Here is a 24,600-nt window from a genome sequence, read left to right as displayed (position 1 = left end):
GCCGGGGTCATGAGTGTTAGCTGTGGATTGGTCCGTCACCGCAGGCCAGTGCCGCCTCGCGCACGGCTTCGGAATAGGTCGGGTGGGCGTGGCAGGTCAGGGCGAGGTCCTCGGCAGAGGCACCAAACTCCATCGCCACGCAGACCTCATGGATCAGATCACCGGCCGCTGGGCCGATGATATGTGCGCCCAGGATACGGTCGGTGTCCTTGTCGGCCAGAATCTTGACGAACCCATCGGCGGCAAAGTTCGCCTTGGCGCGACCGTTGCCCATGAACATGAACTTGCCAACCTTATAGGCACGGCCCTGTTCTTTCAGTGTCTCTTCGGTCTCACCAACATTGGCAACTTCGGGCCAGGTGTAGATCACACCCGGAATGACGCCATAGTTGACATGACCATGCTTGCCCGCGACCTGTTCGGCTGCGGCCATGCCTTCATCCTCGGCCTTATGCGCCAGCATTGGGCCTTCGGTCACGTCGCCGATGGCATAAATACCGGGCACATTGGTCTGCCAGTCGGCACCAACCCTGATCTGACCACGCGGTGTCATTTCGACGCCCAGAGCATCCAGCCCCAGACCGTCTGAGAACGGCTTGCGCCCGGTGGCAACCAGCACGGCGTCTGCGTCGATCACATGTTCGCTGTCATCCTTACGCAGTTTGTAGGTGACTTTGGCTTTTGTCTTAGTGGCCTCGGTTTTCTGAACTGCAGCCCCCATCACGAATTTCAGACCCTGCTTCTTCAGGATACGTTGGAATGTTTTCTGCACCTCGGGGTCCATGCCCGGAGTGATCACATCGAGGAATTCAATTACTGTGACCTCAGCCCCCAAGCGCTGATAGACCGAGCCCAGTTCCAGGCCAATTACGCCCGCCCCGATCACAACCATTTTCTTGGGGATTTTGCCCAAAGACAGCGCACCGGTCGAGGTCACAACAACCTTTTCATCCACTTCGACGCCAGGCAGCGAAGCCGGTTCCGAGCCAGAAGCGATAATGATGTTCTTGGCTTCGTGCAATTCGTCACCCACCTTGACCTGGCCGGCAGCCGGGATCGAGCCCCAGCCTTTCAGCCAGTCGATCTTGTTCTTCTTAAACAGGAACTCGATGCCCTTGGTATTGCCTTCAATTGTCTCTTCTTTATAGGCTTGCATCTGCTTCCAATCGACCGAGGGGCTTTTGCCCTTCAGACCCATCTTGGCAAAGTTATGTTCGGCCTCGTGCAACTGATGACTGGCATGCAGAAGCGCCTTGGATGGGATGCAGCCCACGTTCAGGCAGGTGCCGCCCAGCGTCTCACGTCCTTCGACCACGGCGGTTTTCAGGCCCAACTGGGCGCAGCGGATGGCGCAGACATAGCCGCCGGGGCCTGCTCCGATTACGATGACGTCATAGTTTGCCATAAGGGGTCTCCTTGAGAAGTCGGGCTGTCACAGGGTTTGGGCCTATGAACAATTTGTACAACAGCGGGGTCACAATAACACCGCCAAAAGCATGAGGGTTGTAGCCAGAAATCCGACCAACCAGATCAGTGTGCGCCAGGGTCTAAGGCCATAGTAATACGCTGGCACATACAGGACGCGCGCAGCCAGATAGATATACGCGCAGGTGGCTGTGAAGCCACCGGATGATCCGCTGAGTGTGACGACGACACAGGCGATAGCAAACAGGATCAGCCCTTCGAAGTGATTGTTCAACGCGCGGTACAGACGCGCAGTTGTTTCGGAAAGCTGATCTTCCAACCCGCCGCCCAAGCGGCTTCGGTCGCGGGCAGACGTAGTCTTGCCGGGTCCGAGTTCCAGATTCGCGGGGACTGCCATCACCACATACTGAACAACCTGCAAAAGTGCGGCCAATGTCAGGGCTGTGAGTTCAGGGGTCACGCTTGAGAAACTTTTGTTGTGTGGCCCGACGTCGTCGCGCCCGGGCCATGCTTGGGGTCTATGTCCAGCGGCAGTCGCATTCAAACGGGTGTCAGTATCTTGACCTGAATATGGGCCACGCCGCCGCGTTCGTGATGCATGGCCAGTTCTTCGGACTCGATGAAACTCTGTGCGCGTTCAAGGTCGGTGACTTCAAACAAGGCCACCGCGTGATCTTTCAGATTTGGGTCACGCCAGATGTGGAGGTCGCGGATGCCCGCGGCCTCTCTCATCTTTTGATCCTCGCGGAACACTTTAAGCCAGACATCGAAATCGGCGACATCGGCCTGCCAGAGAATATGCGTTGCCATGGTTACAGATCCATAAGCAGGCGGCGCGGGTCTTCCAGCGCTTCTTTCACGCGAACCAAGAAGGTTACCGCGCCTTTGCCGTCGACGATCCGGTGGTCATAGGACAGCGCCAGATACATCATTGGGCGGATCACCACCTGACCGTTGATCGCCATCGGACGGTCCTGAATCTTGTGCATGCCAAGTATGCCCGATTGCGGCGGGTTCAGGATCGGCGACGACATCAGCGAGCCGTAGACACCGCCGTTCGAGATGGTGAAGGTGCCACCTTGCATCTCTTCCATGCTCAGCTTGCCGTCACGGGCGCGTTTGCCTTTTTCGGCAATCGCTTTTTCGATCGCGGCAAAGGACATGCTGTCGGCATCGCGGATGACTGGAACCACCAGTCCTGTCGGTGTACCGGCGGCTACACCCATATGGACGAAGTTCTTGTAGACGATGTCGGTACCGTCGATCTCGGCATTCACTTCGGGCACTTCTTTCAGCGCGTGGCAGCAGGCCTTGGTGAAGAAGGACATAAAGCCCAAACGGACGCCATGTTTCTTCTCGAACTGGTCCTTGTACTGGCTGCGCAGGGCCATCACCTCGGTCATGTCGACCTCGTTATAGGTGGTCAGCATCGCTGCGGTGTTCTGGCTGTCTTTCAGGCGCTTGGCGATGGTCTGGCGCAAGCGGGTCATTTTGACCCGTTCCTCGCGCGCGGCGTCGCTGGCCGCAACCGGAGCACGCGGGGCAGGAGCAGGCGCTGCCGCTGGTGCGGGGGCCGGGGCAGCAGCGGTCGCAACAGCACGCGCCACATCGTCTTTCATAATGCGACCATCACGACCAGTCCCGGTGACCTGATCAGTGGACAGGCCTGCCTCGGCCATGGCTTTTTCAGCGGAGGGGGCATTGGCCACGTCTTTGCCGGTGCTGGCTGCTGCAGGGGCGGTCGCTGCTGCGGCAACCGCCGGAGCCGCACCAGCCGCTGAACCCGATATAACCGCCAGTTTCGCTGAGGCATCTACAGTTGTACCTTCGGGGGCCACAATCTCTGCTAGAACGCCCGCTGCGGGGGCAGGCACCTCGACCGAGACTTTATCGGTTTCCAACTCGCATAGCATTTCGTCCTGCGCGACGCTGTCGCCAACCTGTTTGAACCAGGTCGACACGGTTGCCTCAGTCACGGACTCGCCCAGTGTTGGCACTATCACGTCGACACTGCCAGCCGAAGCCGCGGGCGCTGCTGCAGGGGCCGGCGCCGCGGCCGCCGGGGCAGCCGCTGCGCTGTCACCATCTGCGATGGTCGCCAGCAACGCATCAACACCAACGGTTTGGCCCTCGGCTGCAACGATCTCGCCCATCACGCCCGCAGCCGGGGCGGGCACTTCGACGGTGACCTTGTCTGTCTCAAGCTCACACAGCATTTCATCCACGGCGACCGCATCGCCCGGTTTCTTGAACCATGTCGCAACTGTGGCTTCGGTTACCGACTCGCCAAGCGTGGGAACACGAACTTCAATCGTCATCGTTTACTTTCCTTCAATGCTCAGCGCTTCGTTCACCAGCGCTTGTTGTTGGGCTTTGTGTTGGCTGGCCAGACCCGTCGCGGGCGAAGCCGATGTGGCGCGGCCGACATAGCGTGGCCGTGTATGTTTTGCTTTGATGCGGGACAGGACCCATTCGATGTTGGGCTCGATAAAGGTCCAGGCCCCCTGGTTCTTGGGCTCTTCCTGACACCAGATCATTTCAGCGCCTTTGAAACGCTCAAGTTCATTGATCAACGAGTGTGCCGGGAACGGATAGAATTGTTCGATCCGCATCAGGTAGACATCGTCGATGCCGCGTGCGTCACGTTCTTCCAGCAAGTCATAGTAGACTTTGCCGGAACACATCACGACCCGCTTGATCTTGTCATCCTTGACCAGCTTCGTATCCGAATTGCCATGTTGCGCATCGTCCCACAACACGCGGTGAAAGCTGGAGCCGGTGGTGAATTCCTCAGCCGTACTGACAGCCAGCTTGTGGCGCAGCAGCGACTTGGGTGTCACCAGGATCAGCGGCTTACGGAAGGTCCGGTGTAGCTGCCGACGCAGGATGTGGAAATAGTTCGCAGGCGTCGTGCAATTTGCCACGATCCAGTTGTCCTGACCACACATTTGCAGGAACCGTTCCAGTCGCGCCGAGCTGTGTTCCGGGCCCTGACCTTCAAAGCCATGCGGAAGCAAGCAAACCAAACCAGACATGCGCAACCATTTGCTCTCGCCCGAGCTGATGAACTGGTCGAACATGATCTGCGCGCCGTTGGCGAAGTCGCCGAACTGCGCCTCCCAGAGGGTCAACGCATTGGGTTCGGCCAGTGAATAGCCATATTCAAAACCCAGAACCGCGTATTCCGACAACATCGAATCGATCACTTCATACTGCGACTGACCCGCGCGAATGTTGTTGAGCGGATAGTACCTCTCTTCATTCTCCTGGTTGATGAAACCCGAATGGCGCTGACTGAAGGTCCCGCGCGTGGCATCCTGACCGGACAAGCGAACCGGGTAGCCTTCGGTCAACAATGAGCCAAAGGCCAAGGCCTCACCTGTCGCCCAGTCGAACCCTTTGCCGGTCTCAAACATCTGTTTTTTGTGTTCGAGCAGACGGCCAACGGTTTTGTGCATGGCAAACCCGTCCGGTGTGCGCGAGAGGGCAGCACCGATCTCGGCCAGAGTGTCGGGCGAAATCGCGGTTTCACCGCGCATGTATTCGTCTTTGTTCTTGTCCAGATGCGACCACCGCCCATCCAGCCAATCGGCCTTGTTGGGTTTATAGTCCTTTCCGGCCTCGAACTCGTCGTTTAGGCGGGCCTGAAAGGCGGTTTTCATATCCTCGATCTCGCCTTCGGGGATCAGCCCGTCCTTGACCAGACGTTCCGTGTACAGCGACAGCGTGGTCTTATGCGTCTTAATCTTCTTGTACATGATCGGGTTGGTGAACATGGGCTCATCGCCCTCGTTGTGACCAAACCGTCGATAGCAGAAGATGTCGATCACCACGTCTTTGTGGAACTTCTGGCGGAATTCGGTTGCGACCTTGGCGGCATGTACCACCGCCTCGGGGTCGTCGCCGTTCACGTGGAAGATCGGGGCCTCAACCATCAGTGCGATATCTGTGGGATAAGGGCTGGAGCGCGAAAAGTGCGGTGCGGTGGTGAAACCGATCTGGTTGTTCACCACGATATGCATGGTGCCGCCTGTCTTGTGACCACGCAGGCCCGACAGACCGAACCCTTCGGCTACCACGCCCTGACCAGCAAAGGCTGCATCGCCGTGCAGTAGGATGCCCATGACCTTGGTGCGGTCGGTATCCTTTAGCTGATCCTGCTTGGCCCGAACCTTGCCAAGCACAACCGGGTTCACAGCCTCAAGGTGTGAAGGGTTCGCTGTCAGCGACAGGTGTACGCTATTGCCATCAAACTCACGGTCGCTGGAGGCGCCGAGGTGGTACTTCACATCGCCCGAGCCATCCACGTCTTCGGGCTTGAAGCTGCCGCCCTGGAATTCGTTGAAAATCGCGCGGTAAGGCTTGCCCATCACATTGGCGAGGATGTTCAGACGCCCACGGTGCGGCATGCCGATGACGATATCCTGAACACCCAAGGCTCCGCCGCGCTTGATGATTTGCTCCATCGCGGGGATCAGGCTTTCGCCACCGTCCAGACCAAAGCGCTTGGTGCCCATGTATTTGACATGCAGGAATTTCTCGAAGCCTTCGGCCTCGACCATCTTGTTCAGGATGGCCTTGCGGCCTTCCTTGGTGAACTGGATTTCCTTGCCGTAGCCTTCGATGCGTTCTTTCAGCCAGGCGGCTTCTTCCGGGTTCGAGATATGCATGTATTGCAGCGCAAAGGTGCCGCAATAGGTGCGTTTCACGATCTCGACGATCTGGCGCATGCTGGCCATCTGCAGGCCCAGAACATTGTCGATAAAGATCGGGCGATCCATGTCGGCATCGGTGAAGCCATATGTTTTCGGGTCCAGCTCCGGATGGGTGCTGGCCGCGCGCATGCCCAGCGGGTCCAGATCTGCCGCCAGATGGCCCCGGATCCGATAGGCCCGGATCAGCATGAGGGCGCGCAGGCTGTCCAATACGGCGCGCTTGATCTGGTCTTCGCTGACCTGAACACCGGTGTCGGCTGCCTTTTCCTGAATCTTCTTGCCGGCGGCCTTGGCATCAATCTCGGCCCACTCACCTGTCAACGCGCCCGTCAGATCATCTGTCGGCATAGGCGGCCAGTCGGTGCGTGCCCAGGATGGTCCTTCGGCCTCTTTCTGAACATCCGGTGTGGCGTCGCCCATCTGCCGAAAGAACTCGACCCATGCCGCATCTATCGCGTTGGGGTCCTTTGTGTACTGGGCATAAAGTTGCTCCAGATACTCGGCATTGTGCCCTTGCATGAAGCTAGAGGCATGAAAGGCAGTGTTGGGCGTATGTTCGGTCATTGGGCTACCTCATATGGGTTGGGACCGTATTGGTTGGTGCCTGGTTGGCTGGGGCGGGACAGCCACCACAGCACCAGGAGGGGCGACACAAATAGGATCAGCAGTGTCGGAATGACAATCAGCAGCGTGGCGCGGGTGAACAGGATGTCCAGATTGCTACCATGCTGGAAACTGGAGGCGAGGCCGATGCCGAAGAACAGGGTCGCAAAGGCGCCGAGGATCAGCAGGATTGGCAGCAAAGCGTAGAGGCCACTGCGCCCGGTATCATGCATCCGCCGCCACGCGACGGCTAGATGGGGGAAGAAGACGATTAGGCTGACGATGCCTTTCACCGGTTGCGAGGACGTAGCTGCGACGGATCTGGATGTTTCGGTTTCGGTCACGGCAACTTGCGTGAAGAACTGCGCATCGATGATCCCGGCAATGACGCTCCAGATCACGATGAACAGGAAAAAGAACCAGTATTCGGGCCGCGCGGCACGGCCTGAGAAGGTGAAGAATTTCGAGAAGCAGGTGTGGATGGCGTCGGAGAAGGTCATGTTAGCTCAGTTCCCGACAGCGCAATCAAATGTAGTCTGGCGGCGTCCAAATAACCAAAGATAGCCTCCCATTCGCACGTCAGAGTCCAGACGAGCTTTTCCATCGAACTGCGCGCACCATGTGTCAGCCGTCGCTCGCAATTCCTCTTGATCCACACGGATGCTAAAGTAGGTAAACGCGATTTTGTCGCCTTCCAATATGTCCGTCGTGGCAGCGTGCACACCTGGGATAGCTCGCACGATGAACTGGTCCATCGGCTCAAATTCAGTGTTTTGAGCCATGCCGGATGTTCCTGAGCATACGACTAAGATTGTAGCAATCGCACGGCGGGTACCGCCGGGCAGCGCCCGACCCGCCCCCCAGGGCGGGCGCTTCTCGCCCACCCTCGGGCCGGGCGCTGCCCTACAAGCATATGCCCGGTCTTTGGTCACTTACCCAATCGCTTCCAGCACAGCCTCGCCCAGCTGCGCCGGGCTTTCCGCCACGACTATACCGGCCGAGCGCATGGCTTCGATCTTGTCCTCGGCTCCACCCTTGCCGCCCGCGACAATCGCGCCTGCGTGGCCCATGCGGCGGCCCGGAGGGGCTGTGCGGCCCGCGATGAAACCAGCGGTCGGCTTCTTACGGCCCTTCTTGGCCTCATCCGCCAGAAACTGCGCGGCTTCTTCCTCGGCCGAGCCACCGATCTCACCGATCATGATGATCGACTCGGTTTCATCGTCGGCTAGAAACCATTCCAGCACGTCGATATGCTCGGTGCCTTTAATCGGGTCGCCGCCGATGCCCACACAGGTGGACTGGCCCAGACCGACATCGGTGGTCTGCTTGACGGCCTCATAGGTCAGGGTACCCGAACGCGACACAACGCCGACCGAGCCGCGCTTGTGGATGTGGCCGGGCATGATGCCGATCTTGCAGGCGTCGGGCGTAATCACACCGGGGCAGTTTGGGCCGATCAGGCGCGAGTTCGAACCTTCTAGCGCGCGCTTAACCTTCATCATGTCCAAAACCGGGATGCCTTCGGTGATGCAGACGATCACTTCCATCTCGGCATCAATCGCTTCGAGGATCGAGTCGGCCGCAAACGGCGGCGGCACATAGATCACCGAGGCGTTGGCTTCGGTCACATGCTTGGCCTCGTGGACCGAGTTGAACACGGGCAGGCCCAGATGCTCCATCCCGCCTTTGCCGGGGGTCACGCCGCCGACCATCTTGGTGCCATAGGCGATGGCCTGTTCGCTGTGGAATGTGCCCTGCGAACCGGTAAAGCCCTGACAGATCACTTTGGTATTTTCGTCGATGAGGACTGCCATTTGGCGTTCTCCTGTTGTTAGTCCGAAGGTCTGACCTTCGGCATTAGATTTTCAGCTTCACAGGCCGTTGATTTCTACTCTTGTGCCAGAAATGTAGCTGGTTTCTGTCTGGGTAGCCGTGGATCTTTTTGTTGTACCGGCAGCATCAAAGATGTTCACTTTGAAGTCCACGCCATCGCGGCGATACAAGCCAGAATATCCAACGGTATCTGTTCCCACGCGGGTCTTTCCTGTCGTCCGCTTCAACGGTTGAATTGTTTGAAACCCATTTGCGGTGAGTTCTTTAGCTAGTTCGGTAGCGATCTCGTCTGCCCAAGTCCCTCTAAAGTCGCCTCTGCAGTAATACTGTTTGAACACAGTGCCTTTAGGAACTGCGTTAGCACCTTTTTCGAAACGCGTTGGTTGGTTCGTTTTGATCCAAAAATAGTTAGTCCCGTAGGTGCTAAAATCGTCCCAACCACGAATATCCACCCTCAGGCCTAGGTCGAGGTCTCCAGTTACTTGCTTTGCGTCTTCGAAAGTTATGGGCTTGCGAATGCAGAGATCACGCATGGATAGGAACATTTGTTCTGCGTCGTTACCGCGCGCAGCCGGATTGTCCAAAAGGGATTTGGAAACTCCAGCACTTTCACTTTCCTCGCAGGCAGACAAGCCTACGAGGACAACACAAGCCGTCAAAAATCGGGCAGCCGGGTTCATCCAGATTACCCCTTAACCGCCTTAACGATCTTCTCGGCACCGTCTTTCAGGTTGTCCGCCGCGATCACGTCCAGGCCAGAGGTGTTGATGATCTCTTTGCCCTTCTCGACATTGGTGCCTTCCAGACGCACGACCAGCGGAACCTGCAGACCGACCTCTTTCACCGCGGCAACAACGCCCTCGGCGATGACGTCACAGCGCATGATGCCGCCGAAGATGTTGACCAGAATGCCTTTGACGTTCGGGTCCGAGGTGATGATCTTGAACGCCTCGGTCACTTTCTCTTTGGTCGCACCGCCACCAACGTCGAGGAAGTTGGCAGGTTCGGCCCCATAAAGCTTGATGATGTCCATCGTGGCCATCGCCAGACCGGCGCCATTGACCATGCACCCGATCTCACCATCCAAAGCGATGTAGTTCAGGTCGTATTTCGAGGCTTCCAGTTCCTTGGGGTCTTCCTCGGTCGTGTCGCGCAGTTCGGCGATGTCGGGGTGGCGGTAGACCGCGTTACCGTCGAAACCGACCTTGGCGTCCAGCACTTTCAGGTCGCCGCTGTCCGACACGATCAGTGGGTTGATCTCCAGCATCTCCATATCCTTCTCGACGAAGGCGTTATAAAGCTGGTTCATCAGCTTGACACATTGCTTGACCTGCGCGCCTTGTAGTCCCAACGAGAAGGCGATGCGGCGGCCATGATAAGCCTGATAGCCAGTGGCCGGGTCGACCGAGAAGGACAGGATTTTCTCAGGAGTGGCGGCGGCGACTTCCTCGATATCCATGCCGCCTTCGGTCGAGCAGACAAACGAAATGCGGCTGGTCTGACGATCCACCAGCAGGGCTAGGTACAGCTCACGCTCGATGCCTGAGCCGGCCTCAATATAGATGCGGTTGACCTGCTTGCCTGCGGGGCCGGTTTGGTGCGTAACCAGCGTGCGACCCAGCATCTTCTTGGCCTCTTCAGCGGCTTCTTCGACCGATTTGGTCAGACGGACGCCGCCTTTTTCACCGGCATCAGCCTCTTTGAAGCTGCCTTTGCCGCGTCCACCTGCGTGGATCTGTGCTTTGACAACCCAAAGGGGGCCATCCAGTTCACCGGCTGCGGTTTTGGCTTCCTCGGCGCGCAAAACCGCGCGACCGTCGGAGACCGGAGCGCCATAGCTGCGAAGAAGCGCTTTGGCTTGGTATTCGTGAATATTCATCGAAACTGTCCCGTCTGACTACGATTAAACCGTTATAGGGGTGTCTAGCGGGCAAGTTTAAAGGGTTTTTTGACAGCAAAGAGGTTTTTCACGAAGATTTTCACTATTTGTGATCACGCTTTTTTGGCGTGTGATCACAAATTGACAGGCCCTTGGTTTTGATTCGAATCCCACAATGCACATGCGGAAAACATACTCAAAAAAGGGGGTTTGCGACGGTTGCGCAAACATTTGAGATATGACGGACGTGCCTGGCACAAAAAAACCGGCCCGCACGGGGGCCGGTTCTTGGAAGCTTTTAGTAAGCCTATGCCAGCGAACTGTCGATGCCTTTGCATGCGTCGATCAGGCCCTTCACGGCGTTGACTGAGTTGTCGAAACCGGCCTGCTCGTCTTCGTTGAGCTTGATGTCAACGATACGCTCAACACCACCGGCACCGATCACGGTTGGAACGCCGACATAAAGCCCGTCAACACCCAGTTCACCATTGCAGTAGGCGGCACAAGGCAGAACGCGCTTCTGGTCTTTCAGATAGGCTTCGGCCATTTCGATTGCCGAAGTAGCCGGTGCGTAATATGCCGAACCGGTTTTCAGCAAACCAACGATTTCAGCGCCACCGTCGCGGGTACGCTGAACAATGGCGTCTAGCTTTTCCTGCGTGGTCCAGCCCATCTGAACCAGATCGGGCAGCGGGATACCGGCAACGGTCGAATACCGTACTGATGGTACCATGGTGTCGCCATGGCCGCCCAGAACGAAGGCGGTGACGTCGCGCATTGAGACGTTGAATTCTTCCGACAGGAAATGCGCGAAACGGGCGGAATCCAGCACGCCCGCCATGCCGCAGACCTTGTTGTGCGGCAGGCCCGAGAATTCGCGCAGGGCCCAGACCATCGCATCCAGCGGGTTGGTGATGCAGATCACGAACGCGTCGGGTGCATGTTTGGCGATACCTTCACCGACCGACTTCATCACTTTGAGGTTGATGCCCAGCAGGTCATCGCGGCTCATGCCCGGCTTGCGGGCGACACCAGCGGTGACGATGCAGACGTCCGCGCCTGCGATATCGGCATAGTCGCTGCTGCCGGACATCGACGCGTCAAACCCTTCGGACGGGCCGGATTCGGCGATGTCGAGCGCTTTGCCCTGGGGCAGCCCGTCAGCGATGTCAAACAGGACTACGTCACCCAGTTCTTTGACAGCTGCAAGATGCGCAAGCGTGCCGCCGATGTTCCCCGCGCCGATCAGCGCAATCTTGGGTCTGGCCATTTGGAATATCTCCGGTCGGTTTTGAAATCGCGGTTGTGCTAGTCCTTTAAACGTCGCAGTGCAAGGCCTGTACGGCGCGGCATGCAACCGCATACCGTTTGCCTTGCCCTTGGTGGTTGCGCTAAACGGCTAATGAGACAAGCCAATTCGCAGGCCGCCACATGTTCGAATTGAATCTGATGTTTTTTGCCGTGGCGATCCCTGCGGTCATCTTCGCGGGCATTTCCAAGGGCGGGTTCGGGTCGGGCGTGGCCTTCGCGTCATCATCGATTCTGGCCATCATCCTGAGCCCGGGTCAGGCGCTGGCGCTGATGCTGCCGATCCTGATGATCATCGACCTGGCGACGTTGAAACCCTACTGGAAGCGCTGGGATTGGCCAAGGGCACGCCTGCTAATACTGGGGGCAATACCCGGCGTGATTTTGGGAACGGTTCTGTATCGCGTGACCAATGACGATGTCTTACGCCTTTTGATCGGTGCGATTTCGATCGGGTTTGTGATCTGGCATGTGGCGCGTGCAAAGGGCTGGATTGGCGGCTTCACGCGGCAGTTGCCGCCATCCGCCGGCTTGTTTGCCGGGCTGGTGGCCGGGTTCACAAGCTTTGTCAGTCATGCTGGCGGCCCGCCCGCTGCCGTTTATCTGTTATCACAGCGCCTGACAAAGACCCAGTTTCAGGCCTCGACCGTACTGGTCTTTTGGGTCGTCAACATCGTGAAGTTTGTGCCTTACGCCTATCTGGGCCTTTTCACGTGGCACACCGCCTGGGCCAACCTTCTGCTGTCGCCTTTCGCACTTTTAGGTGCATGGCTTGGGGTTTGGGCGCATTTCATGTTGTCCGAACAGGTGTTTTTCAGAATTACCTATGTTCTGCTGACGCTGACCGGCAGCAAACTCATCTGGGACGCTTTGGCTTAGGCATTTGGCGGCAAGGCTTCGGCCAAAGTCTCATAGGACTGTCCCGAGGCGACAAGGCAGGTTGCGCCATCCGGCAGCGTGACGGTAATGGTCCAGCTACCTGTTTCATCAGAGGCGAACAATTCCATCACCGCGCCCTGGCCAGCAATCCCGATCCCTTTACGTGTTTCGCCATATCCTTCCGACAGGCGTTTGATTACGTCCGCGCGCGGGGCGCAGTTGCGGCTCTGCGCGTTCACTTGCTGTGCGGCCAGCACCACAATCCCCAGCCCGATCGTCATGTTCAAAAATGATTTCTTCATCTCTGGCCCCTTCTGTCTGATCTGAGGACCAGCTTGCGAACAAGGGCGGGAGATTTGGTTAAACCAAAGTGCGTTGCGTCACGAATAGGCGCCTATGCTGCGATGCGGCAAATTTGACCTTGAAGTTTCTCGTAAAAAATGCCCCATTCCGCGCAACATTATTGCTCAGGGAGAGGTCAATGGACCCGCGTCAACGCCCGTATCGTTCGGTTTTGTATATTCCAGCCTCGAGAGGGCGGGCGCTGGACAAGGCGCGCACTCTGCCCGTGGATGCGATTATCTTCGATCTTGAAGACGCGGTAGCCGCTGACGAAAAACCCAACGCACGCGAAACGCTGAAGGCGGCGTTGGCTGCCGGTGGCTATGGCGCGCGGGTCAAGATCGTTCGGATCAACGGATTGGGTACCGAATGGGGTCGTGCGGATGCTGAGGCGGTGCGCGATATGGACGCGGATGTGGTGCTGTTGCCCAAGGTGAACTCGGCCGCAGATGTGGATGCGCTGGCCACCATCACCGGAGATCTGCCGATCTGGGCGATGATGGAAACGCCACGCGGTATGCTAAACGCAGCCGAGATTGCCGCCCATCCCCTGATGACCGGGTTTGTGATGGGTACCAACGATCTGGCCAAAGAGCTTCAGACCCGCTTCCGCCCTGATCGTTTGCCGTTGATGACCTCGCTGGGCCTGTGTCTGCTGGCTGCAAAGGCCGAAGGCCTGATTATCGTGGACGGGGTCTATAACGCGTTCAAAGATACCGAAGGTCTGGCCGCCGAATGCACGCAAGGCCGGGATATGGGCTTTGACGGGAAGACCCTGATCCATCCGGCGCAGGTTGAAGTGACCAACGCCGCCTTTGCCCCGTCTGAGGCCGAGATTGACCTGGCGCGCCGTCAGATCGCTGCCTTTGAAGAGACCGAGGCGCAGGGGCAGGGCGTCGCCGTTGTTGATGGCAAGATTGTTGAAAACCTGCATGTTGTAACTGCCCGCGAAATTCTGGCAAAAGCAGAGGCGATTTCAGCTTTGCAAGCGGGGTAAGCCAGCATGGGCTTTGTTCTTCTGATTTTGGGCGTGGCACTATGGTGGGCCGCGCATCTTTTCAAACGCGTGGTGCCCGAACAGCGGGCAGCAATGGGCGATGCAGGCAAAGGCGTGGTGGCGCTGGCGCTGGTTGCCTCGATCCTGCTGATGATCTTCGGCTACCGCATGACCGATTTCATCTATGTCTGGGCGCCGCCGACCTTCCTGATCCACGTCAACAACCTGCTGGTTCTGATCGCGATCTTTATGATGAGCCCGGCTGGCCAGAAAGGCCGTCTGCTGAACAAGATGCGCCATCCGATGCTGGGAGGGTTCAAGCTCTGGGCGTTTGCGCATCTGCTGGTGAATGGCGATCTGGCCTCGATTGTCTTGTTCGGCGGTCTTTTGGCCTGGGCCGTCGTTGAAGTCATTGTGATCAACAAATCCGAACCTGATTGGACGCCGGGTGAACCCGGTACATACGGCAAGGATGCGATGTTCTTTGTTGCCTCAATCGTTTTGCTTGGCATCATCGGATATATCCACGGGTTGGTCGGCCCATCCCCATTTGGTGGATAGGGGGAACCAGTCATGGCAAAGCTCTATCGATTGCTGACCGAGGAAGACACCTCCGCGTTCTGCCACAAAGTATCAGATGCGCTGGCTAAAGGGTGGGACCTGTATGGCGACCCATCCTACGCGTTTGACGCGGAAAACGGTGTCATGCGTTGTGCGCAGGCCGTGACCAAAGAGGTCGATGGCGATTATTCACCTGACATGAAACTGGGACAGCAATAATGGCAAAAACCAATCCGGGTCGCTTTTTCGAGGACTATTCCGTTGGGCAGGTCCTGCCCCATGCGGTGCCCCGTACCGTGACGGATGGGGAGCGAGCGCTGTATCACGCGCTCTATCCGGCGCGCCACGCGCTCTATTCCTCGGATGAGTTCGCGCGATCCTGTGGACTACAGGAAAGCCCGCTGGATGATCTGGCGGCGTTTCATGTGGTGTTCGGCAAGACCGTACCGGATGTCTCGCTAAACGCGGTGGCCAATCTGGGTTATGCCGAGGGGCGTTGGCTGAAGCCGGTTTATCCCGGCGATACCCTGCGTTCGGTTTCTGAGGTGATCGGGGTCAAGCAGAACTCGAACGGCAAAACCGGGGTAGTTTGGGTGCGCACCCGTGGTCTGAACCAGCTGGACGAGGTGGTGATCGACTATGTGCGCTGGGTCATGGTTCGTAAGTCTAACCCGGATGCGCCCGCGCCAGAAACCGTTGTGCCGGACCTGAAAAAGGCTCTGGAACCGGAAGATCTGGTGATCCCCGAGGGGCTGGATTTCTCGAACTATGATTTCACCTTGGCGGGTGAGCCCCATCGCTGGGGGGGCTATGAAATCGGCGAGAAGATCGACCATGTGGATGGTGTCACTGTCGAAGAGGCCGAGCATATGCTGGCCACCCGTCTGTGGCAGAACACGGCCAAGGTGCATTTTGATCTGACCTTCCGTCCCGAGGGACGATTGATCTATGGCGGTCACGTGATCTCGATGGCGCGGGCTTTGTCCTTCAATGGGTTGGCAAATGTGCAGATGATTGTTGGGCTGAACGGTGGTGCTCACGCGAATCCCTGTTTTGCGGGTGATACCATCAAGGCCTGGTCCGAGGTTTTGGACAAAGCCGAAACCAGCGTTCCCGGCGTCGGGGCTATCCGCTTGCGATTGGTTGCCACCAAAGGCGGTGCGCCGTTTGAGTTGCGCAATGAAGACGGCAAGTACCAGCCGCAGGTTCTGCTGGATCTGGACTACTGGGCGCTCATACCAATGTGATTTCGTGCAGACCCTGCGATACGTGCTAGGGTACTGCTATGATCCTGTTTCGCGCCTTGATCGCTTGCCTGTGTTTAGTACCACCCGCTTGGTCTTGCGATTTGGCATTGGCTTTGGCTGTCGATGTTTCGGGGTCGGTCGACAGTGACGAATATCGCACCCAGATGGATGGGCTGGCGGCGGGGTTGCGCGACCCGATTGTGTCCGAAGCACTGGTGCGCGGTCAGGCGCGGTTGATGCTGGTGCAATGGACCGGTGCATCGCGTCAGCGGGTAACTATTCCGTGGACTCGGATCGATAGTTTCGACGCACTGGATGGGTTTGCCAGCCAAGTCGCGCAAGATCCACGCATCTGGCGAAACTTCTCAACGGCTATAGGCGAAGCGTTAGAAATGACGCTGGCCAGCTTTGATGCTGTGGACGATTGCAAACGTTTGTTGATAGATATTTCTGGCGATGGGGTCTCGAACGAAGGGGTCGAGCCTAGTCAGATCCATCGCCTGCTGCGTGCCCGTGGCGTAACCGTGAATGCGATTGCCATCGAAGAATCTGAACCGGATCTGACGGCCTATTTCTTTGAGAATGTCATCGTGGGCGAGGGTGCTTTTGTTGTGTCTGCCGCCGGGTTTGCTGATTACCCTGAACGTATTCGAAAAAAGCTGCTGCGCGAGGTAACACAGCAATCCGCCGACTTGAAATAGGCAAGGCAGATTCGTGATCACATTGCTTTCCTACTGAAATCGCTAACATAGGCAGCGCTGAAGGCCATTTGTGATCACGGCTTTTATTTGCGTGATCACATTTTGAAGAAATCACCCGTTTTGCGGTAATTTTACCTGTTTTTGCGGGTGCAGCACGTGACAGACCACCAAAAACCGGTAAAACGACAAGTAGCCAAAGTAAGAGGAGCCGCCATGGCCGATGTCAATCGGGGCAACCGCCCGCTCTCGCCACACATAATGATTTATCGTCCACAGATGACCTCGATATCGTCGATCATGGTTCGACTGTCCGGTCTTGCGGTGTTCGCAATCGCTGCACTTGTTGTTTGGTGGTTGCTTGCTGCTGCCACGTCTGAGGCCGCATTTGCTGGCATCGATGGCTTTCTGCGCAGCTGGTTTGGTCAGCTCATCCTGACCGGTGGCGTTTGGGCGCTGTGGTATCACACGCTGGGCCGCCTGCGCCACGTGATTTGGGATTTCGGCTATTGCCTGGATGTATCGGTGTCCGAAAAGATGGGCATTGGCATGTTTGTCGGGGCGACCGTTCTGACCATCATCACCATGCTGTTGGTGTAAGGAGAATGGCGATGCAATACCTTACAGACCGCAAACGCGCGCAAGGCCTGGGCGCGGGGAAATCCGGAACGCAAACACATTGGCGCACCATGGTCCGGGCGATGATCCTGGCCATTCTGGTGCCCCTGTTCATCTTCACTTTTGGCTATGGAATCGGCGGAGCCTACGAAGAGGTTTTGGCCTATTTTGCCCGTCCCTTTCCAGCCATCATCACTGCACTGACACTGGTCGTTGGTCTGCTGCAACTCATGTATGAGGCGCAGGAAACCATCGAGGACTACGTGCACGGGATCGCGGAAAAGATCACACTCGTTGCGATGTGGGCGTTTGGCTACACATTGATGGCTGCGGGGCTGTTCGCCCTCGTCAAGCTGGCCCTGTGACGACGCGCGATAAGGATCAGAGATAATGACAGCAGCATATGAATATGAAACCCACGAATATGACGTCGTGGTTGTCGGGGCAGGCGGCGCCGGTCTGCGCGCAACGCTGGGTATGGCAGAGCAAGGCCTGCGTACAGCCTGTGTGACCAAAGTCTTCCCGACCCGCTCGCACACGGTTGCAGCGCAAGGCGGGATCGCCGCGTCGCTGTCCAACATGGGCCCGGACCATTGGCAGTGGCACATGTATGACACCGTCAAGGGCTCGGACTGGCTGGGTGACACCGACGCAATGGAATACTTGGCACGTGAAGCGCCCAAGGCGGTCTATGAGCTGGAGCACTACGGCGTGCCGTTCAGTCGGACCGAAGAAGGCAAGATTTATCAGCGCCCGTTCGGTGGCCACACGACCGAGTTTGGCGAAGGCCCCGCTGTACAGCGGACCTGTGCCGCTGCCGACCGGACAGGTCACGCGATTCTGCATACACTCTATGGTCAGTCGCTGAAGAACAACGCCGAGTTCTACATCGAATATTTCGCCATCGACCTGATCATGTCCGAAGACGGGCAGTGTCAGGGTGTCGTCTGCTGGAAGCTGGACGACGGCACGATGCACGTCTTCAACGCCAAGATGGTTGTGCTGGCGACCGGCGGCTATGGGCGCGCCTATTTCAGCGCCACCTCGGCCCATACCTGCACCGGTGACGGTGGCGGAATGGTGGCCCGTGCGGGTCTGGCGCTGCAGGATATGGAGTTCGTACAGTTCCACCCGACCGGCATCTACGGCTCGGGCTGCCTGATCACCGAAGGTGCGCGCGGTGAGGGCGGTTATCTGACCAACTCGGAGGGCGAGCGGTTCATGGAGCGCTATGCGCCCCAGTACAAGGATCTCGCGCCGCGGGACTATGTCTCGCGTTCGATGACGATGGAAATCCGTGAAGGTCGCGGTGTGGGCGCCGAGGGTGATCACATCCACCTGAACCTGTCGCACCTGCCCGCCGAAGCCTTGGCCGAGCGTCTGCCGGGCATCTCGGAAAGCGCAAAGATTTTCGCCGGTGTTGATGTCACCAAGGAACCGATCCCGGTTCTGCCGACGGTGCATTACAACATGGGCGGTATTCCGACGAACTACTGGAGCGAGGTTCTGAACCCAACCGCCGATGACCCGACCGCTGTGGTGCCTGGCCTGATGGCCGTGGGTGAGGCCGGTTGTGCCTCGGTCCATGGTGCGAACCGTCTGGGTTCGAACTCGCTGATTGACCTTGTTGTCTTTGGACGCGCGTCTGCAATCCGGGCTGGTAAGGTTGTGGATGCCGAGGCTCCGAACCCGGTTCTGAACCAGGATTCGGTCGATAAGGCCTTTGATCGTTTTGATGCGGTCCGGAATGCCAGTGGCGCGATCCCAACTGCCGATCTGCGGCTTGAGATGCAGAAAACCATGCAGGCTGACGCAGCCGTTTTCCGGACCGCTAAAACCATGGCCGAAGGGGTCGAAAAGATGACTGCGATTGCCGCCAAAATGGACGATCTGCAAGTCACCGACCGCTCGCTGGTCTGGAACAGCGATCTGATGGAGACGCTGGAGCTGACCAACCTTATGCCGAACGCTTTGACAACCATTGTCGGGGCCGAGGCGCGCAAGGAATCCCGTGGTGCCCACGCGCATGAGGATTTCAGCGAACGGGACGACAAAAACTGGCGCGTACACACCGTCAGCCGGGTTGAGGGGAACAAGGTGGACCTCAGCTATCGTCCGGTGATCGTCGATCCGCTTACGAATGAGGATCAAGGCGGCATCAGCCTCAAGAAAATCGCGCCTAAGGCGCGGACCTTCTAAGGAGTCAATTGATCAGGCAATGGTGTGCGAACGCCACATACCCAAGGACAACGCTGCGACCTCTGCGCGTTTGGCTCTGCTTGCTGTGCGGTGGCTAGTATGACGGTCAAGGTGCTGCACTCTGCCCAAACCGATCCGAAGATCATTTTGATCGGTTTGAATCGCTGCGCGACGACCTCGTTTCACAGGCTGTTTCAGGATAGCGGTATTCCGTCGGTGCATTGGGTGGACCAGCAAGGCGATAAACTGGCGCATCGCATGGTGACCAACATTGCCATGGGTCGCAAACCGCTGGACGGGTTCGGTGCAGTTCGAGCGTTTACAGATATCTCCTTTGTGAACGCGCGCTTTATGCTGGATGGCACACGGTTTTTCCGCGAGCTGCACGCCGCTTACCCGGATGCCTATTTCCTGCTGAACACGCGTAGTGTGGACGACTGGATCGCCTCACGCGCGCGCCACAGCAATGGCGGGTATCTGGAACGGTGCTGTAAAGCCAACGGCCAAACCGCTGACGACGTGAAGCAGGGTTGGCGGCGTATGTATGACGTGCACCATGCCGAGGTGCAGGCGTATTTCGCCGGAAACCCACGGTTTCTGCGCTTTGATATCGACCGGGACGCGCCACAGGCGATCGCCGACTGGCTGTCTCCGGATTTTGACGTGAACATTGCCCATTGGGGGCATCATAATCGCGGCGCGTCTGATCGCGCCCGGACAGGCTGAATGGAGAATTGACATGGTTCAACTGACCCTGCCCAAGAATTCCCGGATGACAACCGGCAAGACATGGCCCAAACCGGACGGCGCGAAGAACCTGCGCAAGTTCCAGATTTACCGCTGGAACCCGGATGACGGGCAAAACCCGCGCGTCGACACCTATTTCGTCGACATGGACACCTGCGGGCCAATGATCTTGGACGCGCTGATCAAGATCAAGAACGAGATTGATCCGACCCTGACCTTTCGCCGCTCGTGCCGCGAAGGGATCTGTGGCTCTTGCGCGATGAATATCGACGGGATCAACACGCTGGCCTGTATCTACGGCATGGATGAGATCAAGGGCGACGTGAAGATCTATCCGCTGCCGCATATGCCGGTGGTCAAGGACCTGATCCCCGACCTGACGCATTTCTACGCGCAGCATGCCTCGATCATGCCGTGGCTGGAAACCAAAACCAACCGTCCCGCGAAAGAGTGGAAGCAGTCCATCGAAGACCGCAAGAAGTTGGACGGCTTGTATGAATGTGTGATGTGCGCCAGCTGCTCGACCTCGTGTCCGAGCTATTGGTGGAACGGCGACCGCTATCTTGGCCCCGCAGCTTTGCTGCACGCCTATCGCTGGATTATCGACAGCCGCGATGAAGCCACGGGTGAGCGTCTGGATGAGCTTGAAGATCCCTTTAAGCTGTACCGCTGCCACACGATCATGAACTGCGCTAAGACCTGCCCCAAGGGCTTGAACCCGGCGGCGGCGATTGCGCAGATCAAAAAGATGATGGTTGAACGTTCGGTTTGACCGAAAAATCGCGCTTGCCGAGTTGCGGCAAGCGCATGTCCCTGTTGCGAAATCAACCGATGTCGACGGGCGCAAAACACCCTAGATTTGCCATAGGGAGGAGTGATGGGATCAAGTCAGGATCACTCCAATGAAAACAACACCACAAACCCCAAAACCAACCGCCAAGGAAGCGTTGGAAATGCTAGAACAGGCATGGGCTTACTACACGCCAGAGCCGTCGACTGTTCAGTCGCGTGAACCCGAGCTTTTTGAGTACGCAAACGCAGCCTGAAGGCTTGCCATCGACGGATAGAATGGGCGAAACAGAGACATGCCCATTCTATTGCTTCTTCTGGCCGCCGGGGTGTTTGCCTACTTTCTATGGCGCTCCCGCACGTCCTCACTGACGCGAGAATGCCGATGGCGGCTACATCGCGATCAAGGCCTGTGGGTTTGCGCCTATTGTGGCGCGAAGGTGGAAAGCGTGGATGGCCCAACGCAATGCTTGCGGCAGACTTCGGGCAAATAGAAATCGGGCAGAGGCAAGCTCTGCCCGTTCAGAATCAGCCTGCGTCCGGAAAAGCGGCATGCAGTGCAATTTCGACCATATCGCCAAAGCTGCTTTCGCGGTCGGATGAGGGCAGAGCCTCACCGGTTAGCAGATGGTCTGACACCGTCAGGACGGCCAGAGCCCGGCATTTGTGCCGCGCGGCAAGAACATACAACTCAGCGGCTTCCATCTCGACGCCCAACACACCATGGCGCACCATCTGCTCGTTTAGATCAGGGCGCTCATCGTAGAACACATCCGATGAATAGATACCGCCGATATGGGTTGGTGTACCTTTGGCATGGGCCGCCACGGCCGCCGCCTGCAGCAAGCCCCAATCTGCGCAGGGGGCAAAGTTCAGCTCTTTCATGATACCACGTGATGGCGTGCTGAGCGTCGTTGACGTCATCGCCAGAATGACATCGCGCACATTCACGCTATCCTGCATTCCTCCGCATGACCCGATCCGGATCAGTGTTTTGGCACCATAGTCCCGGATCAATTCATTCACGTAGATCGACAGGGACGGCATGCCCATGCCGCTGCCTTGAATCGTTACCGGATGGCCGTTCCAGCTGCCGGTAAAGCCCAGCATGCCGCGAACATTATTGACCTGTTTGACGTCGTCCAGAAACGTCTCAGCCGCCCATTTTGCCCGATACGGATCACCAGGCAAAAGAACGGTTTCTGCGATTTCGCCTTGTTCCGCGCCAATATGAATTGTCATTTCGGCACCTATCTTGCTTAGATTTCCAAATCGGAAATATCTGCGCCAGATTTCAGCGCATCATGAATCCATTGCGGTTTCCGGCCGCGACCTGTCCAGGTTTGTGCCGGATCGGCCGGGTTGCGATATTTTGCTTTTGCCTTGGTGCCTTTAGCGGTGCGTGGTGCGTCATCGGACAATTCGGAAAGCGAGAAGCCAAACTCAGCCGCGGCTTTTTCTGCCGCTTTCAGCGCTTCTTTGCGTTCACGTTTCTCAGCGTTGGCCAACGCTTTTTCGACGTTGTCGCGCAAAGACAACAGCTCTTTCCGCGACATTTCTTCAAGATTGATCCCCATTAGTATTCTCCGTCCAGTATTTCGGTGCTGTACGCAAAGACGCGTGCGCATTCACGCAACGCGATACCCTACCTCCAAAGAATTGGGAATAGAAACGGGGAATTTACTAGATTAAATGTCCGTTATTCTGCGGCCAGGTTTTGCGGATCCACCAATTCGACAATATCTCCCATGATCGAATTCAATTCGAAATTCTTGGGGGTATAGACTTTGGCGACACCCATGGCCTTAAGCTTTTCCGCATCTTCATCCGGAATAATTCCGCCAACAACGACTGGGATGTGATCCAGACCGGCCTGGCGCAGGCGGGATAGGACGTCTTTGACCAAGGGTAAGTGGCTGCCAGACAGAATAGACAGGCCGATGACATGCGCGTCATCCTCGGCTGCGGCGGTGACGATCTCTTCGGGGGTCAGGCGGATACCCTCATAGCTTATGTCCATGCCGCAATCCCGTGCGCGGAAGGCAATTTGTTCCGCGCCGTTCGAATGGCCGTCCAGTCCGGGTTTGCCGACCAGGAATTTCAGGCGGCGGCCTAACTTGTCACTAACTGTATCGACGGCAGCGCGCAGATCGTCCAAACCTTCGGTTTTGTTTGAGACGGACCCTGACACACCGGTCGGACCACGATAGGTGCCATAGACCTTGCGCATTTCTTTGGCCCATTCGCCGGTGGTGGCACCCGCCTTTGCTGCCGCAATTGAGGGTTCCATCACATTGGTACCGTTCTGCGCAGCCTCGCGCAGCGCGGCCAGGGCGGCGGCAACCGCTGTATCGTCGCGCTCAGCGCGCCAATCGTTCAGGCGGTTGATCTGCTCCTGCTCGACAGCCGGATCAACAACCATGATCCCGCCATCTTCGGTTTGCAGGGGCGAGGGTTCACCCTCGATCCACTTGTTCACACCCACAACAACGGTCTCGTTGCGCTCGATCCGGTTCAGGCGTTCGGCGTTGGAATCCACAAGGCGGGATTTCATGTACTCGATCGAGGCGACGGCACCGCCCATCGAATCCAGGTTCGCCAGTTCGGCGCGCGCGCCGTTCTTCAGTTCTTCGACTTTGGCGTCCACGGCGGGGTTGCCATCAAACAGATCACCATATTCCAGCAGGTCGGTCTCATAGGCCAAAATCTGTTGCATTCGCATCGACCATTGCTGATCCCAAGGACGCGGCAGGCCAAGCGCCTCGTTCCAGGCGGGCAGTTGCACCGCGCGTGCGCGTGCCTTTTTCGAAAGCGTCACGGCCAGCATCTCGATCAGGATGCGATAGACGTTGTTTTCCGGCTGCTGCTCGGTCAATCCCAGCGAGTTCACCTGAACGCCATAGCGGAAGCGGCGGAATTTCGGGTTCTCGACGCCGTAGCGGTCTTGCAGGATTTCGTCCCAAAGATCGACGAAAGCGCGCATTTTGCACATCTCGGTGACAAAGCGGATACCGGCGTTCACAAAGAAGGATATCCGTCCGCAAAGCGCCGGGAAATCCTCGGCCGGAACGCGCGGGCGCAGTTCATCTAGCACTGCGATGGCGGTAGCCAGTGCATAAGCCAGTTCCTGTTCGGGCGTCGCGCCGGCCTCTTGCAGGTGATAGGAACATACGTTCATCGGGTTCCATTTGGGCACGTGGGTATAGCAGTACTCGGCCACGTCCGCGATCATCTTCAGCGACGGTTTGGGTGGGCACACATACGTACCGCGGCTCAGGTACTCCTTGATCAGATCGTTCTGAACTGTGCCTTGCAGTTTCGAGACATCGGCACCCTGTTCCTCGGCTACCGCGATGTACAGCGCCAGCAACCAAGGGGCTGTCGCATTGATCGTCATCGAAGTGTTCATCTGCTCCAGCGGAATCTGGTCGAACAGAACCCGCATGTCACCCAGATGGCAGATCGGCACGCCCACTTTGCCAACCTCGCCCCGTGCCAACGTGTGGTCACTGTCATAGCCGGTCTGCGTCGGCAGATCGAAGGCCACCGACAGGCCGGTCTGACCTTTGGCAAGGTTTCCGCGATACAGCGCGTTCGAGGCTTTGGCGGTGGAATGACCGGCATAGGTTCGGATCAGCCAAGGGCGGTCTTTCTGCGTCTGCGTCATCGGCGGGCCTCGTGTCTCGAAGGGTAACAAAATTACGTATAGGGGTTCTAAAGCGCAATTTTCAGGTCATGTCAATTCGCTGCGTTGCGGCAT

General features: G+C 57.6%; 27 protein-coding genes. 12 read left to right on the top strand and 15 right to left on the bottom strand.

The features are described from left to right. Nucleotides 1-16: 16 nt before the first annotated feature. The 11 genes from lpdA to mdh form a co-directional block, all read right to left on the bottom strand. Nucleotides 17-1,405: a dihydrolipoyl dehydrogenase gene (gene lpdA / locus ABLN87_RS16335; RefSeq protein ID WP_353012025.1), complete on the bottom strand. Its 1,389-nt coding sequence runs from the start codon at nt 1,403-1,405 to the stop codon at nt 17-19. Between the two features lie 69 nt (nt 1,406-1,474). After that, entirely contained in the window at nt 1,475-1,885 is a 411-nt protein-coding gene (locus ABLN87_RS16330; RefSeq protein ID WP_353012022.1) for an MAPEG family protein, read from the bottom strand. 80 nt (nt 1,886-1,965) lie between these two features. Continuing rightward, on the bottom strand, nt 1,966-2,235 hold the full coding sequence (locus tag ABLN87_RS16325) for a hypothetical protein (protein WP_353012019.1): 270 nt from the start codon (nt 2,233-2,235) through the stop codon (nt 1,966-1,968). 2 nt (nt 2,236-2,237) lie between these two features. Beyond that, the gene (gene odhB, locus ABLN87_RS16320; protein ID WP_353012016.1) at nt 2,238-3,743 is read right to left on the bottom strand and encodes a 2-oxoglutarate dehydrogenase complex dihydrolipoyllysine-residue succinyltransferase; all 1,506 of its coding nucleotides are present in this window, start codon (nt 3,741-3,743) and stop codon (nt 2,238-2,240) included. 3 nt (nt 3,744-3,746) lie between these two features. Beyond that, entirely contained in the window at nt 3,747-6,704 is a 2,958-nt protein-coding gene (locus ABLN87_RS16315; protein ID WP_353012013.1) for a 2-oxoglutarate dehydrogenase E1 component, read from the bottom strand. After that, nucleotides 6,701-7,243, bottom strand: coding sequence for a DUF805 domain-containing protein (locus tag ABLN87_RS16310; protein ID WP_353012010.1), 543 nt, complete (start codon nt 7,241-7,243; stop codon nt 6,701-6,703). The genes ABLN87_RS16315 and ABLN87_RS16310 overlap by 4 nt, the downstream gene beginning before the upstream one ends. 6 nt (nt 7,244-7,249) lie before the next feature. Next, complete coding sequence (locus ABLN87_RS16305; protein WP_353012007.1) at nt 7,250-7,525, bottom strand: hypothetical protein; 276 nt, start codon at nt 7,523-7,525, stop codon at nt 7,250-7,252. 150 nt (nt 7,526-7,675) lie between these two features. Beyond that, nucleotides 7,676-8,557, bottom strand: a complete 882-nt coding sequence (gene sucD / locus ABLN87_RS16300) for a succinate--CoA ligase subunit alpha (RefSeq protein WP_170522246.1) — start codon at nt 8,555-8,557, stop codon at nt 7,676-7,678. 57 nt (nt 8,558-8,614) lie between these two features. Further along, nucleotides 8,615-9,256, bottom strand: coding sequence for a hypothetical protein (locus tag ABLN87_RS16295; protein WP_353012004.1), 642 nt, complete (start codon nt 9,254-9,256; stop codon nt 8,615-8,617). Nucleotides 9,257-9,261: 5 nt separating this feature from the next. Next, nucleotides 9,262-10,455, bottom strand: a complete 1,194-nt coding sequence (gene sucC / locus ABLN87_RS16290) for an ADP-forming succinate--CoA ligase subunit beta (protein ID WP_353012001.1) — start codon at nt 10,453-10,455, stop codon at nt 9,262-9,264. 307 nt (nt 10,456-10,762) lie between these two features. After that, nucleotides 10,763-11,725 carry a malate dehydrogenase gene (gene mdh, locus ABLN87_RS16285; protein WP_353011997.1) on the bottom strand — a complete coding sequence of 321 codons (963 nt, stop codon included), beginning with the start codon at nt 11,723-11,725 and terminating at the stop codon, nt 10,763-10,765. 161 nt (nt 11,726-11,886) lie between these two features. On the opposite strand from mdh, the gene ABLN87_RS16280 reads away from it, so the two are divergent. Next, nucleotides 11,887-12,642 carry a sulfite exporter TauE/SafE family protein gene (locus ABLN87_RS16280; RefSeq protein ID WP_353011994.1) on the top strand — a complete coding sequence of 252 codons (756 nt, stop codon included), beginning with the start codon at nt 11,887-11,889 and terminating at the stop codon, nt 12,640-12,642. Here ABLN87_RS16280 and ABLN87_RS16275 read toward each other — a convergent pair. Next, entirely contained in the window at nt 12,639-12,944 is a 306-nt protein-coding gene (locus ABLN87_RS16275) for a hypothetical protein (protein WP_353011991.1), read from the bottom strand. The two genes, ABLN87_RS16280 and ABLN87_RS16275, sit on opposite strands and share 4 nt — an antisense overlap. 179 nt (nt 12,945-13,123) lie before the next feature. On the opposite strand from ABLN87_RS16275, the gene ABLN87_RS16270 reads away from it, so the two are divergent. From ABLN87_RS16270 to ABLN87_RS16220, 11 genes are all read left to right on the top strand, one after another. After that, nucleotides 13,124-13,981 carry an HpcH/HpaI aldolase/citrate lyase family protein gene (locus ABLN87_RS16270; RefSeq protein WP_353011988.1) on the top strand — a complete coding sequence of 286 codons (858 nt, stop codon included), beginning with the start codon at nt 13,124-13,126 and terminating at the stop codon, nt 13,979-13,981. Between the two features lie 6 nt (nt 13,982-13,987). Then, complete coding sequence (locus ABLN87_RS16265) at nt 13,988-14,542, top strand: NnrU family protein (protein ID WP_353011985.1); 555 nt, start codon at nt 13,988-13,990, stop codon at nt 14,540-14,542. Between the two features lie 12 nt (nt 14,543-14,554). Then, complete coding sequence (locus tag ABLN87_RS16260) at nt 14,555-14,761, top strand: DUF1737 domain-containing protein (RefSeq protein ID WP_353011982.1); 207 nt, start codon at nt 14,555-14,557, stop codon at nt 14,759-14,761. Beyond that, nucleotides 14,761-15,789, top strand: coding sequence for a MaoC family dehydratase (locus ABLN87_RS16255; protein WP_353011979.1), 1,029 nt, complete (start codon nt 14,761-14,763; stop codon nt 15,787-15,789). The genes ABLN87_RS16260 and ABLN87_RS16255 overlap by 1 nt, the downstream gene beginning before the upstream one ends. 38 nt (nt 15,790-15,827) lie before the next feature. After that, nucleotides 15,828-16,490, top strand: coding sequence for a DUF1194 domain-containing protein (locus ABLN87_RS16250; protein WP_353011976.1), 663 nt, complete (start codon nt 15,828-15,830; stop codon nt 16,488-16,490). Nucleotides 16,491-16,703: 213 nt separating this feature from the next. Then, complete coding sequence (gene sdhC, locus ABLN87_RS16245; RefSeq protein WP_353011973.1) at nt 16,704-17,087, top strand: succinate dehydrogenase, cytochrome b556 subunit; 384 nt, start codon at nt 16,704-16,706, stop codon at nt 17,085-17,087. 11 nt (nt 17,088-17,098) lie between these two features. Continuing rightward, nucleotides 17,099-17,470 carry a succinate dehydrogenase, hydrophobic membrane anchor protein gene (locus tag ABLN87_RS16240; protein ID WP_353011970.1) on the top strand — a complete coding sequence of 124 codons (372 nt, stop codon included), beginning with the start codon at nt 17,099-17,101 and terminating at the stop codon, nt 17,468-17,470. A gap of 25 nt (nt 17,471-17,495) precedes the next feature. Next, nucleotides 17,496-19,304, top strand: a complete 1,809-nt coding sequence (gene sdhA / locus ABLN87_RS16235) for a succinate dehydrogenase flavoprotein subunit (RefSeq protein ID WP_353011968.1) — start codon at nt 17,496-17,498, stop codon at nt 19,302-19,304. A gap of 99 nt (nt 19,305-19,403) precedes the next feature. After that, nucleotides 19,404-20,030: a sulfotransferase gene (locus ABLN87_RS16230; protein WP_353011965.1), complete on the top strand. Its 627-nt coding sequence runs from the start codon at nt 19,404-19,406 to the stop codon at nt 20,028-20,030. Between the two features lie 13 nt (nt 20,031-20,043). Continuing rightward, the gene (locus ABLN87_RS16225; protein WP_353011962.1) at nt 20,044-20,823 is read left to right on the top strand and encodes a succinate dehydrogenase iron-sulfur subunit; all 780 of its coding nucleotides are present in this window, start codon (nt 20,044-20,046) and stop codon (nt 20,821-20,823) included. 130 nt (nt 20,824-20,953) lie between these two features. Continuing rightward, nucleotides 20,954-21,097, top strand: coding sequence for a hypothetical protein (locus tag ABLN87_RS16220; RefSeq protein ID WP_353011959.1), 144 nt, complete (start codon nt 20,954-20,956; stop codon nt 21,095-21,097). Nucleotides 21,098-21,368: 271 nt separating this feature from the next. On the opposite strand, the gene deoD is transcribed toward ABLN87_RS16220, so the two are convergent. The 3 genes from deoD to ABLN87_RS16205 form a co-directional block, all read right to left on the bottom strand. Then, nucleotides 21,369-22,082: a purine-nucleoside phosphorylase gene (gene deoD, locus ABLN87_RS16215; protein WP_353011956.1), complete on the bottom strand. Its 714-nt coding sequence runs from the start codon at nt 22,080-22,082 to the stop codon at nt 21,369-21,371. A gap of 17 nt (nt 22,083-22,099) precedes the next feature. After that, complete coding sequence (locus tag ABLN87_RS16210) at nt 22,100-22,417, bottom strand: H-NS histone family protein (protein ID WP_353012107.1); 318 nt, start codon at nt 22,415-22,417, stop codon at nt 22,100-22,102. A 122-nt stretch (nt 22,418-22,539) separates the two neighbouring features. Next, nucleotides 22,540-24,537, bottom strand: coding sequence for a protein meaA (locus tag ABLN87_RS16205; protein ID WP_353011953.1), 1,998 nt, complete (start codon nt 24,535-24,537; stop codon nt 22,540-22,542). Between the last annotated feature and the right edge of the window lie 63 nt (nt 24,538-24,600).

It is taken from the genome of Ruegeria sp. SCP10, assembly GCF_040329495.1.
In the GTDB taxonomy this organism is placed as follows: domain Bacteria; phylum Pseudomonadota; class Alphaproteobacteria; order Rhodobacterales; family Rhodobacteraceae; genus Ruegeria.
This window is presented reverse-complemented; position numbering and strand designations above follow the sequence as displayed.